The organism is Rhodanobacter sp. UC4452_H20 (genome assembly GCF_052978205.1).
Genome location: NZ_CM129662.1, coordinates 107,742 through 125,488, shown reverse-complemented (window position 1 = coordinate 125,488; position 17,747 = coordinate 107,742). Strand labels below are relative to the sequence as shown.

Genomic DNA, 17,747 nt, shown 5'->3' with positions numbered 1-17,747 from the left:
CGGTCACCGGCGCGGCGTCGTCGTGTCCGCCCTTCGCCCAGGAGCCCGCTCGCGGGCGATGCTTTCGTGATTCCCGCCGCAGGCGCATCGCCCGCGAGCGGGCTCCTACCCGTGGTCGGGTGCGGAAAGGCGCGCGAACCAGGCGCCGTGGCCGGGCAGGTGCAGCTTGCCGTCCCGCATCGTGCCGGCCTGCAGGCCATGGCCGTCGAGCGCGGTCGCCGCCCCGGGCAGGGGAGGCAAGGCCAGCTCCGTGGCCGTGGCGCCGAGGTTGAACACCACCAGCACGGTGTCGTCCCGCAGCCGGCGCAGGAAGGCCAGCACCGGCTCGGGCGTGTCCAGGAATTCGATGTCGCCCCAGCGCAGCGCCGGGTGGGCCTGGCGCCAGCGCATGAAGGTGCGGAAACCGTTGAGCACCGACTGCGGATCACCCTGCTGCTGCGCCACCGCGCGGGCGCGGTGTTCCTCCGGCACCGGCAGCCACGGCATGCCATGGCTGAAGCCGGCCTGCGCGTCGTCGTCGCTCCACGGCATCGGCGTGCGGCAACCGTCGCGGCCCTTGAACTGCGGCCAGAACGCGATGCCATAGGGGTCGCGCAACGACTCGTACGGCACGTCGGCCTCGGTCAGGCCCAGCTCTTCGCCCTGGTAGATGCACACCGAGCCGCGCAGCGAGCAGACCATCGCGGTGAACAGGTTGGCCAGCTGCGCGGAGGCGTCGCCGTTGCCCCAGCGGCTGAGCACGCGCTCCACGTCGTGGTTGGAGATGGCCCAGCACGGCCAGCCTTCGGTCATCTGCGCCTCCAGCTGGCGCACCGTGCCGCGGATGTGCGCCGCGCTGAAATCCTCGGTGAGCAGCTCGAAGCTGTAGCCCATGTGCAGGCGGCCATGCATGGTGTACTCGGCCATGGTGGCCAGCGAATCCTCCGAGGAGATCTCGCCCAGCGCGGCCACGTCCGCATAGCCGTCCATCAGCGTGCGCAGCTCGGCGAGAAAGCCCAGGTTCTCCGGCTGCGTGTTGTTGTAGTAGTGGTACTGGAACGCGTACGGGTTGGCCGGGCTGAAGCCGCGGCCGACGCGCTGCTCGCTCGGCTTGGGCGGGTTGTCGCGCAGCTGGCGGTCGTGGAAGCAGAAGTTGATCGCGTCCAGGCGCACGCCGTCCACACCCTTGTCCAGCCAGAAGCGCACGTTGTCCAGCGTGGCCGCGCGCACGTCGGGGTGATGGAAGTTCAGGTCCGGCTGCGAGGCGAGGAAGTTGTGCAGGTAGTACTGGCCGCGGCGCGGCTCCCACTGCCATGCACTGCCGCCGAACAGCGACAGCCAGTTGTTCGGCGGCGTGCCGTCGGGCCGGGCGTCGGCCCACACGTACCAGTCGGCCTTCGGGTTGTCGCGGCTCTGCCGGCTTTCGCGGAACCATGCGTGCTCGGCCGAGGTATGGCTGAGCACCTGGTCGATCATCACCTTCAACCCCAGCCCGTGCGCCTTGTGCAGCAGGCGGTCGAAATCCTCCAGCGTGCCGAACAGCGGATCGACCTCGCGGTAATCGGCGATGTCGTAGCCGAAATCCGCCATCGGCGACTTGAAGAACGGCGCCACCCAGATCGCGTCCACGCCAAGCTCGGCCACGTAGTCGAGCCGCTCGACGATGCCGGGCAGATCTCCCACCCCGTCCCCGTCGGTGTCGAGAAAGCTGCGCGGGTAGATCTGGTAGATGATGGCGCCACGCCACCACGGGGCATTGCTCATTCGCCTGTCCATGCCGTTGCCACCCGGGGCTGCAGGACACGCCGCGTGGCGAACCTGTCGGGGTTGGCGAGCAGCTTAGCGGCTGCAGACAGGCCTGCCGCGATCGTGCATACGTATTCATGGATCGCCGCTGCCGCTACGCAGCATCAGTGGCTACCACGGCGTTTGGACGTCCAAACGAACAGCGGCCGGAACCGGCGCACGCCGCGCCGCGCCTGCATTCGCGCCGCTCCGGCATCGACGCGCAGCGTCCGGCGCAGACATGCCGCTTCGACAGGCCGCGACGCCCCGGGCGAGGCCTTGCGACGCGGCGCAGCAGAATGAATACGTATGCATGAACGGCTCGCTCCGACGCAGCCGTCCTAACATCGGCCTCACGGAGTCGACCGCCGCATGTTCGACGGCAGCGGCCCGCGAGTTCCGAACAGACCATCACGATCGTCACAAGACCTGCAGTACTTACCCTGGGAGGGGACAACGGTGATACTCAAACACAACGTGCTTGCCTTGGCGCTGGCATCGGTCGGTTTCTGCGCATTCATTCCTGCCCACGCTGCCGCCCCGCGGGCCAGCAGCGCGACCGCTGCGCAGGACACCCAGGCCCAGGACGCCCAGACCCAGGATGCGACCACGACGGATACCAAGGCCGACAAGGATCGCCGCCGCTCCGCCAAGGACAACGCCAAGCAGCTGCAGGCAGTCGAGGTGAAGGGCTTCATCAGCAGTATCGAGAACTCCACCGCGCTGAAGCGCAACGCCAGCACCATCGTCGAGGCGGTGTCCGCCGAGCAGGTCGGCAAGTTGCCGGGCGTGTCCATCGCCGATGCGCTGGGTCGCCTGCCCGGCCTCGCCGTGCAGACCGTCAGCGGCCGTCCGCAGGTGCTGACCATCCACGGCCTGGGCCCGGACTTCTCCACCGCGCTGATCAACGGCGGCCAGCAGGTGTCCACCTCCAACAACCGCGACGTGCAGTTCGACCAGTACCCGTCGAGCTGGTTCGACAACGTGGTGGTGCACCTGTCGCCGTCGGCAAACCTGATCGGCCAGGGTCTCACCGGCACGGTGGACATGCATACCATCCGCCCGCTGGACAAGAACGGCCCGGAGGCGGCGATCAACGCGCGCTACATCTGGAACGGCATGTCGCAGCTCGCCGACGGCCCGGGCGTGAGCAACAAGGGTCACAACGTCAACGGCGTGTGGGTGCACCAGTTCGCCAACAACACGCTGGGCGTGACGCTGGGCGTGGACCTGGAAGACAGCCCGTCGCAGATCGAGCATCAGCAGCCGTGGGGCTACCCCACCGACGCCAACGGCAACTACGTCATCGGCGGCTCGAAGAACTACGGCATCACCGATTCGATGAAGCGCAGCGGCCTGCTCGCCACCGTGCAGTGGCGGCCGAACGAGCACTACACCGGCACCGTCGACCTCACCTTCGACGATTTCAAGGAAGTGCAGCAGGCCAAGGGCATGGAGTTCCCGCTGTTCTGGAGCTCCGCGCAGCTGCAGCCGGGCGGCACGGTGCAGGACGGTTTCATCACCAGCGCTGCGTACACCAACGTCAAGCCGGTGATCCGCAACGACTACAACCGCACCAAGGCGCGGGTCTACAACTTCAACTGGGACAACCAGTTCACCATCAACGAGAACTGGTCGATCGACGCCGACGTCAACTACTCGCGCGCCACCCGCGACGACATCAACCTGGAGAGCTACTCCGGCACCGGCTTCACGGCGGCCAACGGCGCACTCGACACGATCGGCTTCAACCAGATCGACAGCGGCCTGTTCTATTTCTTCCCGACGCTCGACTACACCCAGGGCGTCGTGCTGACCGATCCGCAAGGCTGGGGCGGCGGCAACGACGTGGTGCAGGCCGGCTTCATCAACGCGCCGCACACCGTCGACTACCTTGCCAACCTGCGCCTCGCCGCGCAGCGCAGCTTCGCCAGCGGCCCGATCGCCAGCGTGGAATTCGGCGTGGCGCACAGCACGCGCAACAAGACCTACCACATCGACCAGAGCTTCCTCACCCTGGGCGGCGGCACCATCAGCGGCGGCACCGCGGTCACCACCGCGCCGTTCAGCGGCACACCATGCAGCCCGCTGGCGTGGATGGGCGTGGCCTCGCAGCTCTGCTACAACCCGTTCAACCTGCTCGACAGCGGCACGCTGCAGAGCGTGCCGACCTTCGGCTCCTCGCTGAACCTGCCGCCGAACTGGGAAGTGCGCGAGAAGACCTTCACCCCGTTCGTGCAGTTCAACCTGGACACCTACCTCGGCGACGTCGGGCTGCGCGGCAACTTCGGCGTGCAGGCCTCGCACACCTCGCAGCGCGCCACCGGCGAGCGCGTGGCGCCGGGAAGCGCGGTCACCGGCAATGCGATCACGCTGATCCCGGTGGTGGGCAGCACCAGCTTCAACAAGTTCCTGCCCAGCGCCAACCTGATCTTCGGCCTCACCGCCAGCGATGATCTGCGCGTCAGCGCCGCGCGCACCATGGCCCGCCCGCGCATGGACCAGATGAACGCCAGCATGGCGGTGAGCGGCAACATCACGCACCTGACCAGCACCGACCCGAACCAGGCCTATTTCAGCTCGTCCGGCGGCAACGCCAAGCTCAAGCCGACCATGGCCGACAACTACAACGTCAGCTACGAGCACTACTTCTCCGGCGGCAACAGCTACGAGTGCAGCTCCGCCGACCAGAAGAACTCCGACCTGTGCCGCGGCAGCGGCGGCTACGTCGCGTTGTCGGGCTACTTCATCAAGCTGAAGGATTACATCAACCCGAACGCGGCCTACCTGTACGACTTCAGCTCGTTCCTGCCGTTCGGCCTGACGCCGGATCAGCTGAGCCAGCTGGGCACCACGCTGGGCACCGTCTCCGGCCCGACCAACGACGGCCGCGGCTACGTGAAGGGCGCGCAGCTCACGCTGAACCTGCCGTTCAACCTGATCGCCCAGCCGCTGAACGGCTTCGGCGTGATCGTCACCGGCAACCGCACCAAGAGCTCGCTGGTGTACCCGGGCAACTCCGACCCGATCACCGTGCCGGGCCTGTCCAAGTGGGTCGCCAACGGCACCTTGTACTACCAGCACGAGGGCTTCGAGGCGCGCATCAGCGACAGCTACCGCTCCAGCTTCCTGGGCCGCGTGTCGGGCATCAGCGCCAGCCGCATCGAGCAGACCATCCAGGGCGGCAGCACCTACGACGCCCAGGTCAGCTACAGCTTCGACTCCGGCTCGCTGAAGGGGCTGACCCTGATCGCGCAGGGTTCCAACCTGTCCAACAAGACCTTCACCACGTTCCAGAACAACGACCCGCGCCAGGTGCTGACCTGGGAACGCTACGGCCGCATGTACGAACTGGGGGTCTCCTACAAGTTCCAGTAAGACCTAGCAGCACACCTGCTCCCCTGCGGGCCCCGTTGTGCAAGATCAACGGGGCCTTTTTTTTGACAGGCGCGGCGGCGCGGGTTACTTCAGGGCCGGACGCAAGCGGGGAAACGGCAACGGCATGAACGCAGCACCCATCCAACGCGTGGTGATCGTCGGCGGCGGCACGGCCGGCTGGATGACGGCCGCCCTGCTCGCCCGGGCGCTGGGCAAGGCGGTGCAGATCCGCCTGATCGAGTCGGACGAGATCGGCATCGTCGGCGTGGGCGAGGCCACCATCCCGCAGATCCGCCACATCAATGCGTTCCTCGGCATCGACGAGGACGACATGCTCAAGGCCACCCACGGCACGTTCAAGCTGGGTGTGCAGTTGAACAACTTCGGACGGCTCGGCGACTCCTACCTGCACGCCTTCAGCGACATCGGCCTGCCGCTGGGGCTGATCGGCTTCCATCACTACTGGTTGCGGAACCGCCGGCGCGATCCCGACAGCGACCTATGGGCCTACTCGCTCAACACGCAGGCGGCGAACGAGCACCGCTTCGCGCGCATGGAGAAAGTCGGCGACACGCCGCTGGGCGGCATCAAGTACGCCTACCACTTCGACGCCGGCCTGTACGGCCAGTACCTGCGCAAGCGCTGCGATCCGGCCGTGGTCACGCGCATCGAAGGCAAGGTGGTGGAGGTGAAGCTGCGCGAGGGCGACGGCTTCATCGAATCGGTGCGACTGGCCAGCGGCGAGCGCATCGAAGGCGATCTGTTCATCGACTGCTCGGGCTTCCGCGGCCTGCTGATCGAAGGCGCGCTGCACACCGGCTACGAAAGCTGGCAGCACTGGCTGCCGTGCGACCGCGCGATGGCCGTGGCCTGCGCGCGCAGCGAACCGCTGTGGCCGTACACCCGCGCCACCGCGCGCAACGTCGGCTGGCAATGGCGCGTGCCGTTGCAACACCGCACCGGCAACGGCCTGGTCTACGCCAGTGCGCACCTGAGCGACGACGAGGCCGCCGCGACGCTGCTGGCGAACCTCGACGGCGAGGCGATCGGCGAGCCGCGCCCGCTGCGCTTCACCACCGGCATGCGGCGCAACGCCTGGCAACGCAACTGCGTGGCGCTGGGCCTCGCGGCCGGTTTCATGGAGCCGCTGGAATCGACCAGCATCCACCTGATCCAGTCCGGCATCAGCCGGCTGCTGGCAATGTTCCCCGACCGCCAATGCGATCCGGTGCTGGTCGACGAGTACAACCGCCAGACCCGCTTCGAATACGAAAGCATCCGCGATTTCCTGATCCTGCATTACAAGGCCACCGAGCGCGACGACACGCCGTTCTGGCGCCAGTGCGCGGCCATGGAGATTCCGCCCGGACTGGCCCGCAAGCTGGCGCTGTTCCGCGGCCACGGACAGATTTTCCGCGAGCGCGAGGAACTGTTCACCGAAGTCGCCTGGCTGCAGGTGATGATCGGCCAGCGCATCGAGCCGCAGGCGTATCACCCGCTCGCCGACGCACTGGATGCGACGCAACTGGATGGCTTCCTCGGCGACATCCGCACCCTGGTCGGCCGCGCCGCCGCCAGCATGCCCGACCACGCCCGCTTCGTCGCCGACCACTGCCGCGTCGACCCCTAGAAGGAGACCTCGCCATGCCTCGATCACGCCTCGCCCTGCTCGCCTTGCTCGCCCTGCTCGCCTTGCTCGCCCTGCTCATCGCCGGCCCGGCAATCGCCGCCACCAGGCCGGCACCCGCGGACACGAAGCCGGCCGCCTCCGACGTGTGGTACGAAATCTTCGTGCGCAGCTGGGTCGACACCAATGGCGACGGCATCGGCGACTTGAACGGCGTCACCGCGAAACTCGATTACCTGCAATCGCTGGGCGTCAGCGGCATCTGGCTGATGCCGATCAATCCCTCGCCCAGCTACCACGGCTACGACGTCACCGACTACCGCGGCATCAACCCCGAGTACGGCACGCTGGCCGACTTCGACCGCCTGCTGGCCGAGGCGCACAAGCGCGGCATCAGGATCATCATGGACCTGGTCATCAACCACAGCAGCAGCGAGCACCCGTGGTTCAAGGCCGCGCGCGATCCGGCCAGCCCGTACCACGACTGGTACCAGTGGTCGAACAGGCACACCGATCTCGATGCGGTGAGCGCCACCGGCTCGCCGGCGTGGCACGCGCTGGGCAAGCAGCACTACCTCGGCATCTTCGTCGACCAGATGCCGGACCTGAACTTCGACAACCCGGCCGTGCGCAAGGAGATGATCGACATCGGCCGGTTCTGGTTGAAGCGCGGCGTCGACGGCTTCCGCCTCGACGCGGCCCAGCACGTCTATTACGACTTCGAGAACCAGCGCCACGACCCGAAGATCCTGGCGAAGAACCTCGCCTGGTGGAGCGAGTTCCGCCACGGCATCGACAGCGTCGATCCGCAGGCTTATGTCGTGGGCGAAGTCACCCGCGACACCGAGGCCGAGCTGGCGCCGTGGTTCAAGCCGCTCAGCGGCGTGTTCAACTTCCCGCTGGCCGTGCAGCTGATCGAAAGCGCCCGCAGCGGCCACGCCGGCAAGCTGCCCGCCCTGCTCGACGGCACCACGCAGGCCTATCACGCGGTCACCGGCAAATACGGCATGGACGTGCCGTTCCTGTCCAACCACGACCAGGAACGCGTGATGAGCCAGCTGCACGACAACCCGCAGCAGATGCGCATCGCCGCCGCGATGCTGCTGACCCTGCCCGGCGAGCCGTTCATCTACTACGGCGAAGAACTCGGCATGCGCGGCAAGAAGCCCGACCCCGACCTGCGCGAGCCGATGCGCTGGTATCGCGATCCGCAAGGCACCGACCAGACGCACTGGAAGGCTTTCAGTGCCGGCGACGGCCCGGACATCACCGTGCAAGCGCAGCAGGATGATCCGCACTCCCTGCTGACGCGCTATCGCGAACTGATCGGCTGGCGCCGTCACATCGGCGCCTTGCGTGATGGCGCGCTGACCACGCGCGACTTGGGCAACCCGCAATTAATCGCGTGGGAGCTGCGTGATGCGCACGGTGCGGTGCTGGTGGTGCACAACCTGTCCGGCAGCGCGCAAACCATCCGGCTCGCTGCGCACGACCTGCAACGCTATGCCGGCGTGCGCGCCCGTACCGAGGACGCGACTACGCTGGCGCAAGGTGTGCTGCACCTGCCGGCGTACGGCTCGGCGGTGCTGCAAACGGCATCGGCCAGCACCAAGTGAATCGCGAGAACCGCCACCACGGCAGGAGCCCGCTCGCGGGCGATGCTCTGGCTTTGCCGGATCCCGAACCCGCCATCCTGAGCTTGTCGAAGGACCGAATCCCGAATTCCGACCCAAGAGCATCGCGCGCGAGCGGGCTCCTGCGGAAGGGACATGGCTCCCACTCGAACGCAAGCCTGCACCGACCCCACTGCGGAGCCCACTCATGACCCGATCGTCCGCCCTGCTCGCCGGCATCTTCGCCACGCTGCTCGCGCTCGCCCCAGCCGCCCCGGCCATGGCCAAGGCACCCACCACCTCCTCGACAACGAGTGAGCGCATCGACATCCCCACCGACACCGGCAGTGTGCGCATCACCCTGCCCGCCGCCAACGTCGTGCACCTGAGCGCGCTCGTCGACGGCAAGTCGCCGGCACGTTCGATGGTGATCGACCCCGCGCTCGCATCCGCGCCGACCGGCGCCGGCGAAGCGACCACGGCGCTCACGCTCGACTCGCCGCAGGTGCGCGTGCGCTACGACCGCGCCGCGCACAGCCTGTCCATCGCCGACGCGCAGGACCACGTGCTGCTGCACATCGCCGACGTCAGCGCGCTGGCGCACGGCAAGCTCAGCCTCGGCCACGCGGCCGGCGATCCGATGTATGGCGTCAGCGGCTACGACGCCTTCACCAGCGATGTCGGCGCCGGCATGCTGCGCCAGGGCAAGCTGGAGGCCAAGGCCGGCGAGCAGGGCTGGGCCGGCGCGCCGCTGGCGTGGAGCACCGCCGGCTACGCCGTGCTGGCCGACATCGACGGCGGCCACTTCACGCTGGCGCCCGCCAGCATCGACATCGCCGCACCCGAGGCGGCGCCGCTGGATGTCTACGTGATCGTCGGCGCGCCCAAGGCGATCTTCGCCGCGGTCGCCGACTTGAGCGGCCACACGCCGCTGTTCCCGAAATGGGCGATGGGCTTCACCAACAGCCAGTGGGGCATCGACCAGAAGGAACTCCTGCAGATCGTCGACACCTACCGCGCCAGGCACATCCCGATCGACAACTTCACCCTCGATTTCGACTGGAAGGCCTGGGGCGAGGACAACTACGGCGAGTTCCGCTGGAACCCCGCCAAGTTCCCCGACGGCCCCGGCGGCGCGCTGGCGAAACAGCTGCACGCGCGCGGCATCCAGCTCACCGGCATCATGAAGCCGCGCCTCCATGTCGACACGGTGGAGGGACGTTACGCGACGGAGCACGATTTCTGGGTACCGGGCGAGAAAGTCAGCGACGACTACTTCTCGCACAAACCGGTGAAGAACATCGACTTCGACATCCCCGCCGCGCGCACCTGGTTCGCCGAGCTGGCGATGAAGTACGGCTTCGACCAAGGCATCGTCGGCTGGTGGAACGACGAGGCCGACACCACCGGCAGCGACACCGAGTTCATGAACATGCAGCGTGCCTTGTATGAGGCACAGCGCGCGCAGAGCAAGCTGCGCGTGTGGTCGGTCAACCGCAACTTCTGGCTTGGCTCGCAGCGCTACGCCTACGGCCTCTGGTCGGGCGACATCGACACCGGCTTCGCCAGCATGGCCGGCCAGCGCGCGCGCATGCTCAGTGCGATCAACGTCGGCGCCATGCAATGGGGCATGGACGGCGGCGGCTTCAAGGGCCACCCGTCGAACGAGAACTACGCACGCTGGATCCAGTTCGGCGCGTTCACCCCGATCTTCCGCGTGCACGGCGCGTTCGACGAAAAACGCCAGCCCTGGGTCTACGGCCCCGTCGCCGAGAAAGCCGCCACCGCGGCGATCCGCCTGCGCTACGCGCTGATCCCCTACATCTACAGCTACGAGTACGCCCGCCACGTCGACGGCGTCGGCCTGGTGCGTCCGCTGCTGTTCGACTGGCCGCACGATCCGAAGGTTGCCAACGACGTCGACAGCTGGCTGTTCGGCGATTACCTGCTGGTGTCGCCGGTGGTCGAGCGAGGCCAGACCGAGAAATCCATCTATCTTCCGGCCGGCCACTGGCTCGACTGGTTCAGTGGCAAGGCCTACACGGGCGGCCAGACCATCTCGCTGGCGATCGACGCCACCCACTGGAGCGACATCCCGCTGTTCGTGCGCGAAGGCGCCATCATCCCGACCCAGGCGGTGCAGGACTACGTCGGCCAGAAACCCGTCACCGAAGTCTCGCTCGACGCCTTCCCCACCGACCAGCGCACCAGCTTCGACTACTACGACGACGACGGCAGCACCTACGCCTACGAACACGGCGCGTACTTCCGCCAGTCGCTGTCCCTGCAGCAACACGGCGACACCGTGATCTTCCGGACCGGCAACCCCGAAGGCAGCTTCCACCCCGCCCTGCGCACCTGGCTGCTGAAGATCCACGGCCACGCCGCACAAGCCGTGCAAGTCGACGGCAAGCCGCTGGTCGCACAAGCCGACGCCGCAACCCTGCAACGCACCGACACCGCAGGCTGGGCCACCGGAAAGGATCGCTACGGCCCGGTGACGTGGGTGCGCCTGCCCGCCGGCAAGACAACGACGGTCACGCTGCACGACCGGCGATAAGCGCACAACTTCTCCGGCCACGCCCACGAAGCACGCCCCCGAACGGCCGAAGGACCAGCCAGGCGGGCACCCCGGAACACGACCCATCGAGCTTTGCTTCCGCGGGGACGGCGGCATCTTCGGACCGCCTCGGAACATCCCGACCCCCGTCGCAGCCGCGAACCGACGCGCCGGAACGAAAGGCATACAGTTTCCGCCAGACCAAGCGCAGACTCTGCGCCGCCGTTACACCGTCATGCGTGCTCCGGCAATTCATGCCGGCCCGAAAGTCGCTGACAACAACGGGAGATGCCCACACCCTGCCCCGCCTGCCATGCACGCAAACCCCTGTTCCAACGCGAGAATCGTCTGCTTGTGCGAGCAGGGGCACCGCCGCATACTCTGAGCAACACCCACTTTGTTGGGTCTACTTGGCGGTTAGGCCTCATGGGGAGCATCTCGGTGGGTACCGCATTCTGGATCAAGCGCTTTTTTACCGTTCTCGTTGGCGCGTTCGTCATCATCGGCGCAGCGCAAATGCTCAAAGGCCATGATTTGTCTTACTCCGTGACTCAAGCTGCAATATGGGGCGCCATCACGGCAATCATGTTCACGGTGGGCAGACTTTATCAATCTCGTAGAGGTCAGCACTGCGCAATCTGCAAGGACACACCAGAAATGCAGCAGGGTGATCGCGGCAGCGATGCCTGACCGTTCGTTCAAGGCGGACGGATTCGCCGCCTCTCAACTCAGCGTTAGGCATAGGGATGCTGTCTGATGAGTACTGAGGCCATATTGGGCATTGGCGTCGCCTTGGTGATCGTGGTCGGCTTCATCGGCAAGCTCATTCCAAAGCGCATGCCGCCCTCCAAGTCCTTCAAGTGTGGTCGCTGCGGTGTACAGGCACTTCACACCAACCGCACTGCAGAGGCATGGCGCAATGGCAAGACAAAATTCTTCTGTCAGTCTTGCCACCACAAGTGGCTCCAGTCGCATTCGCCGCAAGAGCACGAGTCTTATGGTGTACGTGGTTCGTCAGGGCGGGGCTCTGGATGTCTGGGCATCGTGGTGCTGTTTGCGCTAGTTCCAATAGGCACGTGGGCTGTCTGGGCCTATGTCTGACAGCTCGTTCAAGACGGACGGCTTCGCCGCCGCTTAACTCCAGCGTCATCGCACAGGAGAGTTCGCAATGGACACGAAGAGAATCCTTTCTGGCCTCGCCGCGGCGGCTGTATTCGGTCTCGTAGCTGGTGAGCTGATATCCTTGGCCAACTTCACCTTTAATCCCCTTCTGCAATCGATTGTTCTGGGCTTCCTCGCAACCACAATCGGTTCCTTCATAGCGCGTCGGGGTTTTGTCTTTCCCGCGCTCGGCTTGTGGTTCGTGGGCTGGCTTCTCGTCGTCTGTCTCCTCTACTTCATCGCCGCACCGGCTGGTCAGGCGTCTTTCTTGGCTATTGCTCAAATCAACCTGCTCGGCATTGTGTTGTCCGCACTGGCAGTAGTAATTGGTGTATTCGTTGGTCAGGCTCTTGCCAAGCGCGCGCAGCGCAGTGCGCCAGCTATCTAACATTTCATTCGCGGCGGACGGCTTCGCCGCCGCTCAATTCCAGCGTTAGAGCCAATGAAAGCCATCTTGCTCGCCACCATTGCAGCAATTGCGATCCAGCCTTTCGTTCTGTTTGCGTGGTTCCTTTTGCCAGTACTAATAGCTGGCGGCCATGTCTCTCCAAACGAGTTGTTCGGTATCCCTATGTTTGCTGCGGTTCTCGCCGTGCCATTCGTCGTCGTTGTTGGCGTTCCTTCGCTCCTGCTTCTTCGGCACTTCAAGTACCTGTCGTGGTGGTCTCTCGGCACAATTGGTTTGGTTGTCGCTGCGCTCCCGGTAGCCGTCTATGGTTGGTCCGAGTACGCTGGATTTTCGTCGGGAGGTAACTGGTACGGCACACCAGTAGACTTCGTTGTAAACGGTCAAAAGACTTTGTATGGCTGGCTCAGCTACGCACAAAGCGTTGTGTTCTTCGGGTTGCATGGCTTCGCGGGTGCGCTGGCGTTCTTCTTCGTTTGGCGTCGCGCGTTGGGTTCTAACCACCCATTCGGGGCGGACGGCTACGCCGCCGCTCAACCCAAGCGTTAGGGGTCATGTGGAAGATTCTCGCAGCCGCAGTTCTTCTAACCGGACTCGTCGGTTGCGGGACCTTGCGTGATCACCAAATGAACCGTTCGATGGTTCGCTCGCGCGAGGCGGCATTGGCCAAGATCGACCCTGAAGAATGTCGGGCTAAAAATTCATTCAAGCCGAAGCCGCTTCGCGGCTCGGCTCAATTCAGGCGTTGGCCGGCAGCTCGTGCCGGTTTGCCGTATCGCGTGCTTCGCCCAGCTTCGCGCCGGGTTCAACTCACGCGCAAGTCATCAGCCCGAGACTGCAATGACGTCGAGACCGTCCGCTGCCACCGACTGCTTCATCGTCCTGTATCGCTGGCGTCTGCATGCCGGCGCCGAGGACGACTTCGTGCAAGGCTGGTCCCGTATCACCGAGTTGCTTCGGTTGCGCGGTTCGCTCGGTTCTCGCCTGCATCGCGGTTCCGACGGCCTGTGGTACAGCTATGCGCAGTGGCCCAGCGCGCAGGTGCGCCGCGACATCTTTGCGCTCGGTCCTCTCGACGAGGAAGCCAGCCGCCGGATGAAGGCAGCCATCGCGGAGAGCCTTCCGGAGATCACGCTCGACACAAGGGCCGACTACCTCGATGCACTGCATCGCGAGGGCATCTGAAATGACGCGGCAGCCATGGACGGCCTGCACGCCAGCGGGATTCCTGCGGGCCTGATTCTTGCTGCAGTTTGCGCGGCACGTTCGCGAAGCGCGGCTCCGGTGCCGCCTTTCGCGTGTCAACTGGATGCATCGCGCACTCTTTCTCACCCCTGCGACGATCCTCGTCCGCTGCCTCCTGCCCGCCTGCCTTCTCGCCATCCCGGCGCGGGCCGCGATGAAGGCGGGGAGCGAACCGCGGCCTGCGGCGAACCCGGGACAGGGTTCGCGGCAGGCCGCGGAAGTTGCACTACGGACTCAGTGCTGCGCATCCGCGCTGGCACCGGCGTCGCCGTTGGCTTGTGCCGAGGCGGAGAGGCCGCCGCGGGCCGAGCCGTGGGCGTTGGCGTGGCCGCCGGCGTTGGCCGAGCCGTTGCTTTGGGCGGCCGGGCCGGCGTTGGCGTCGGTGGTGCCGTGGGCGGCGCCGGAGCCGGAGACGTCAAGCGATGCATTGCCGGCGCGGCGTGCGGCATCCGCTGCTTGGGGTAGCAGGCCCGACGACGGGGGCGTCGAGTCATTCGACGGCTGTTGCGCGGCGTCCGTGGTTACCGGGCTGGTCCGCGCCGCGTTGCCTGCGGCAGCCGCGCCGAGCGAGCCGTCCGCGCTGACCGACTGGGCGCCGTTGGCGATCGCCCTCCCGGCGCTGTCCAGGCCCGCGCTGGCCGCGGCTTCGGCGTTCGCCGGGGCGCTCTGCACGCGATCCAGCGCGTTGCGGGTTCCGCGTTTGGCCGTCGAGACGGCTGAACGCGTCGAGCCGGCGGCCTGACCGGCGGCATCTGTGGCGGCCCGGCGCGGACCGCTGGCGTCGATGGCGCCATTCACGGAAGAACCCAGTTCGCCTGCACCATTCAATACCGCGTTGCCGTTGCCGGCGGGGTTGGCGGCGACCGAGCCGGCGAGGCTGCCGGCCGCACCCGCGCCCGCCTGGCCGTTCACCTGGCGAGTGGCCTGCGCGGCGGCACCGGTGGCCGCATCGGCGGCTGCCGCGGCACGCTGGTGCGGCGCGCGACGTTCGGCGGCACGGGGGTTCACGTCGGGAGCATGGAGATTGCCCATGCCGCGGGCGGCGCCGTCGATGCGACCACCGATCTGGTCCATGGTGCTCGGCATGGAACCGCGCAAGCCACCGCCGATGCCACCACCGAGCGCGCCGCCCAGCACCTGGGCATGCACCGGTATCGCCGTGGCGAGCGCAAGCGTGCCGGCGAGCAGGCCGATGGTGACAGTCTTGTTGATGAGAGTCGTGTTGCGCATGGTAGGACCTCCTGCCAGCGGACGATCCGCGGCTTCCAAGGTCCTGTACGTCGCTGCCGGGGGAATCCTTCCGTACCGGCCAGTGACGCTTGGGCGGCGTTCAGTTTCAGGGCGACAGCAGGCCGTAACCGTAACGCGGGTCGCGACCGCGGGCGCCGAGCGGGCGCGCTTCGCCGATCAGCTGCTGCTGCACCTGGGCCGCGGCGCCGGTGCGCGGGGCTTCCAGCAGTCGCGCCGCTTTTCGCGCCACGATCGGCGCCGCGAACGAGGTGCCGCGCAGTGCGTTGCGGCCGCTGCCGACCACGCCGGACGCACAGAAATCCACCTGCTCGCCGCTGCCGGCTTCGGGCAGCACACGGTCGTGCGCGTCGACGCCGCTGACGCCGATCACGTCCGGGTACGCCGCCGGATACAGCGGTGGCGCCGCGGGGCCGTCGTTGCCCACGGCGCTGACCAGCACGTGGCCGCGGGCGATCATCGCCTGCACTGCACGCGCGAGCACCGGGTTGTCCGGACCGACCAGGCTGATGTTGATCACCGCCACGTGCTCGCGCGCCATCCACGCCAGCGCGTCCACCAGTTTCGAGGTGGCGCCGCCGACCGCATCGCCGCACCACAGGTCGGCGGCATACAGCGTGTCCGCGTCGCCGGCGACGAGGCGCGCGGCGACCGCCGTGCCGTGCCGCGACGGATTCGCCGTGGTGCAGCCGTGCCGCTCGATGCGCGCGTGCGCCAGCGCGGGATCGCCGGGATCGACGCCGCCGTCGATCAGCCCCACGCGTTGCGATGGCGCAACGGACGACGGCGCCGCTGCCGTCGCGACGCGGGCCGCGTCGCCCTCGCCGGCGGGCAGGTACAGGTGCTGGTAGGTGAACGCTGCACCCGGCGCGGCTCGCTGCAGGGCGCGCAGGGCGCGGGACGTGCGGCGGTCGCGGGTGTCGTGCAGCACCACGAAGTCCAGCCCCAGCGTGGCATCCGCCGACGTTTCGCGATCCACCACGAAACCGGCTGCCTGCGCGGCATCGCGTTGCGCCGTCGACAGGCCGGTGGCGAGGAATTCGCCGCGCAGGACCGGCGCGCCGTGCGGGTCGATGTCGACGCGCCGAGGCTCCCTGCGCCGCAGCGTGTCGATCTGCACTTTTCGCGTGAGGGCGAGCGGGCCGCGCAGCAGGTCGTCGACGCTGTGCAAGGGCGCAACGGGATCCAAGCCGGGCAGACGCGCGCCGGGCAGTTGCACGTTCGGCAATCCTTGCACCGGGCCGAGCACCTGCGCCTGCGCAGGCGCCACGCCGATCGAGGCGATGGCCAGCAGCAAAACGAACACGGCGGACGGACGGCGCATGGGCATGGCCAACGGCCTCGGGAGCAACGGGGCCGGATGCTAGCATGGGTCCGCTTTACGCCCTCGAACCGCGCCGACGCGCACGAGGGATGGAATCCACCCCTCCAGACGTAATGGAAGGTGATGCGTGAATTCGAGCGACGCCGTGCGCGAAGGACTGATCCCGCTGTTGCCGCGCCTGCGCCGGCTGGCGCGGGCGCTGGCCGGCCAGGCCGCCGACGCCGACGACCTGGTGCAGATCGTGCTGGAGCGCGCGCTCGCTCGTGCCGCGCAGTGGCGGCCGGATGCCGCGCTGGATCGGTGGGTGTTCGCGATCGCACGCAATGCCTGGCGCGACGAACTGCGCGCGCGCGGCCGTTCGCAGCATCTGTTCGCGCCGGAGGAAGCCGGCGAGATGGCGGCCGACCGCGCCAGTGCGCAGCCGGCGCAGCAACTGGAACTGGCGATGGCGCTGGCGGCGCTGCCGCCGGACCATCGCGAAGTGGTGGCCCTGGTGCTGGTCGAGGGCATGTCCTACGGCGAGGCCGCCGAGCTGCTGGAGGTGCCGGTGGGCACCGTCACCAGTCGCCTGGCTCGCGCCCGCGCCACCTTGCAGGCCCACCTTGGGAAAGAAGCATGAACGCGATCGACGACGACACCTTGCAGGCTTACGTGGATGGCGAACTCGACGCCGACGCGGCCGCGCGCGTCGACGCCGCGCTGGCGCACGACGCCGTGCTCGCCCACCGCGTGCAGCAGGCGCGTGCCGTGCGCGCGCAACTGCATGCCGCGTTCGACCCGGTGCTCGACGAGCCGGTGCCGGCGCGGCTGTCCGCCTTGCTGCAGCCGCCCGCCGCGCCGGCGCTCGCCGGTGGACGTCATGCGCACGCCATGCATCGCCGCGCACCACGGCGCTGGTATGTGGGCGCCGCGCTGGCCGCGTCGGTGGCACTGCTGGCCGTGGCCCTGTGGTGGCCGCGCGCCGGCGGCGACATGCTGCGCATGCACGGCGGCCAGTCGTTTGCCGCCGGTCCGCTGGAGCAAGCGCTGAATCATGCGCTGGCAAGCGAACCGGAAGCAGATGCGCAGGTGGCGATCGGCCTGAGTTTCCGCAGCAACGACGGGCACATCTGCCGCAGCTTCGTGCTGCATCGTGCACCGGCGCGCGCCGGGCTCGCCTGCCATGGTGACGGCGGCTGGAGCGTGCCCGTGCTCACCGCGGCGCCCTCGCCCGGGGACGACGGCGAACTGCGCCAGGCCGCCAGCGACTTGCCGAGCGCGGTGCGCGCCGCGATCGACGCCCGCTTGCGCGGCGAAGTCTTCGATGCGAAACAGGAGCGCGCAGCGCGCGACGCCGGCTGGCAGTAACCGTGCAGCCCATCACGCGGACTGCGCGACTGCGGCCGTCGACGGTCTTGCATCGCCGGTCCGCTGCCGTGCAG

The 17,747-nt window shown here is 67.5% G+C and carries 14 protein-coding genes; 11 read left to right on the top strand and 3 right to left on the bottom strand.

Annotated features, from left to right (window positions below):
• Positions 1-105: 105 nt before the first annotated feature.
• Positions 106-1,743 (bottom strand): alpha-glucosidase family protein, encoded by a 1,638-nt coding sequence (locus ACVCMC_RS00495; protein WP_447098305.1) that lies wholly within the window; start codon positions 1,741-1,743, stop codon positions 106-108.
• A gap of 480 nt (positions 1,744-2,223) precedes the next feature.
• Here ACVCMC_RS00495 and ACVCMC_RS00490 point away from each other — a divergent pair, with 480 nt between their 5' ends.
• The 9 genes from ACVCMC_RS00490 to ACVCMC_RS00450 all read left to right on the top strand — a co-directional run bounded on the left by ACVCMC_RS00490 (position 2,224) and on the right by ACVCMC_RS00450 (position 13,694).
• Entirely contained in the window at positions 2,224-5,142 is a 2,919-nt protein-coding gene (locus ACVCMC_RS00490; protein ID WP_395119899.1) for a TonB-dependent receptor, read from the top strand.
• Positions 5,143-5,266: 124 nt separating this feature from the next.
• Positions 5,267-6,772, top strand: coding sequence for a tryptophan halogenase family protein (locus ACVCMC_RS00485; RefSeq protein ID WP_447098304.1), 1,506 nt, complete (start codon positions 5,267-5,269; stop codon positions 6,770-6,772).
• A gap of 14 nt (positions 6,773-6,786) precedes the next feature.
• Entirely contained in the window at positions 6,787-8,385 is a 1,599-nt protein-coding gene (locus ACVCMC_RS00480; RefSeq protein ID WP_447098303.1) for an alpha-amylase family glycosyl hydrolase, read from the top strand.
• Positions 8,386-8,590: 205 nt separating this feature from the next.
• A complete protein-coding gene (locus tag ACVCMC_RS00475; protein ID WP_447098302.1) occupies positions 8,591-10,942 on the top strand; it encodes a glycoside hydrolase family 31 protein in 2,352 nt (783 codons plus the stop codon).
• 441 nt (positions 10,943-11,383) lie between these two features.
• Positions 11,384-11,632 carry a hypothetical protein gene (locus ACVCMC_RS00470; protein WP_447098301.1) on the top strand — a complete coding sequence of 83 codons (249 nt, stop codon included), beginning with the start codon at positions 11,384-11,386 and terminating at the stop codon, positions 11,630-11,632.
• 66 nt (positions 11,633-11,698) lie between these two features.
• Positions 11,699-12,043, top strand: coding sequence for a hypothetical protein (locus ACVCMC_RS00465; protein WP_447098300.1), 345 nt, complete (start codon positions 11,699-11,701; stop codon positions 12,041-12,043).
• Between the two features lie 67 nt (positions 12,044-12,110).
• Positions 12,111-12,491: a hypothetical protein gene (locus ACVCMC_RS00460; RefSeq protein ID WP_447098299.1), complete on the top strand. Its 381-nt coding sequence runs from the start codon at positions 12,111-12,113 to the stop codon at positions 12,489-12,491.
• Positions 12,492-12,545: 54 nt separating this feature from the next.
• Positions 12,546-13,058: a hypothetical protein gene (locus ACVCMC_RS00455; RefSeq protein ID WP_447098298.1), complete on the top strand. Its 513-nt coding sequence runs from the start codon at positions 12,546-12,548 to the stop codon at positions 13,056-13,058.
• A 291-nt stretch (positions 13,059-13,349) separates the two neighbouring features.
• The gene (locus ACVCMC_RS00450) at positions 13,350-13,694 is read left to right on the top strand and encodes an antibiotic biosynthesis monooxygenase (RefSeq protein ID WP_395119908.1); all 345 of its coding nucleotides are present in this window, start codon (positions 13,350-13,352) and stop codon (positions 13,692-13,694) included.
• A 294-nt stretch (positions 13,695-13,988) separates the two neighbouring features.
• Here ACVCMC_RS00450 and ACVCMC_RS00445 read toward each other — a convergent pair whose 3' ends face one another.
• Both ACVCMC_RS00445 and ACVCMC_RS00440 read right to left on the bottom strand, forming a co-directional pair.
• A complete protein-coding gene (locus ACVCMC_RS00445) occupies positions 13,989-14,984 on the bottom strand; it encodes a hypothetical protein (RefSeq protein ID WP_447098297.1) in 996 nt (331 codons plus the stop codon).
• Positions 14,985-15,090: 106 nt separating this feature from the next.
• The gene (locus ACVCMC_RS00440; protein ID WP_447098296.1) at positions 15,091-16,332 is read right to left on the bottom strand and encodes a S8 family serine peptidase; all 1,242 of its coding nucleotides are present in this window, start codon (positions 16,330-16,332) and stop codon (positions 15,091-15,093) included.
• 121 nt (positions 16,333-16,453) lie between these two features.
• Between ACVCMC_RS00440 and ACVCMC_RS00435 the strand changes: the two genes are divergently transcribed.
• Positions 16,454-16,945, top strand: coding sequence for an RNA polymerase sigma factor (locus ACVCMC_RS00435; RefSeq protein ID WP_136257897.1), 492 nt, complete (start codon positions 16,454-16,456; stop codon positions 16,943-16,945).
• Positions 16,942-17,673, top strand: coding sequence for an anti-sigma factor family protein (locus ACVCMC_RS00430; protein WP_447098295.1), 732 nt, complete (start codon positions 16,942-16,944; stop codon positions 17,671-17,673). Before ACVCMC_RS00435 ends, ACVCMC_RS00430 begins: the two co-directional genes overlap by 4 nt.
• Positions 17,674-17,747: the final 74 nt, after the last annotated feature.

Bases quoted from the DNA above. Each gene is read 5' to 3' on its own strand.
- ACVCMC_RS00450 (WP_395119908.1), top strand. From the start codon at position 13,350: ATGACGTCGAGACCGTCCGCTGCCACCGACTGCTTCATCGTCCTGTAT.
- ACVCMC_RS00455 (WP_447098298.1), top strand. From the start codon at position 12,546: ATGAAAGCCATCTTGCTCGCCACCATTGCAGCAATTGCGATCCAGCCT.
- ACVCMC_RS00465 (WP_447098300.1), top strand. From the start codon at position 11,699: ATGAGTACTGAGGCCATATTGGGCATTGGCGTCGCCTTGGTGATCGTG.
- ACVCMC_RS00480 (WP_447098303.1), top strand. From the start codon at position 6,787: ATGCCTCGATCACGCCTCGCCCTGCTCGCCTTGCTCGCCCTGCTCGCC.
- ACVCMC_RS00460 (WP_447098299.1), top strand. From the start codon at position 12,111: ATGGACACGAAGAGAATCCTTTCTGGCCTCGCCGCGGCGGCTGTATTC.
- ACVCMC_RS00475 (WP_447098302.1), top strand. From the start codon at position 8,591: ATGACCCGATCGTCCGCCCTGCTCGCCGGCATCTTCGCCACGCTGCTC.
- ACVCMC_RS00445 (WP_447098297.1), bottom strand. From the start codon at position 14,984: ATGCGCAACACGACTCTCATCAACAAGACTGTCACCATCGGCCTGCTC.
- ACVCMC_RS00430 (WP_447098295.1), top strand. From the start codon at position 16,942: ATGAACGCGATCGACGACGACACCTTGCAGGCTTACGTGGATGGCGAA.
- ACVCMC_RS00495 (WP_447098305.1), bottom strand. From the start codon at position 1,743: ATGAGCAATGCCCCGTGGTGGCGTGGCGCCATCATCTACCAGATCTAC.
- ACVCMC_RS00485 (WP_447098304.1), top strand. From the start codon at position 5,267: ATGAACGCAGCACCCATCCAACGCGTGGTGATCGTCGGCGGCGGCACG.
- ACVCMC_RS00440 (WP_447098296.1), bottom strand. From the start codon at position 16,332: ATGCCCATGCGCCGTCCGTCCGCCGTGTTCGTTTTGCTGCTGGCCATC.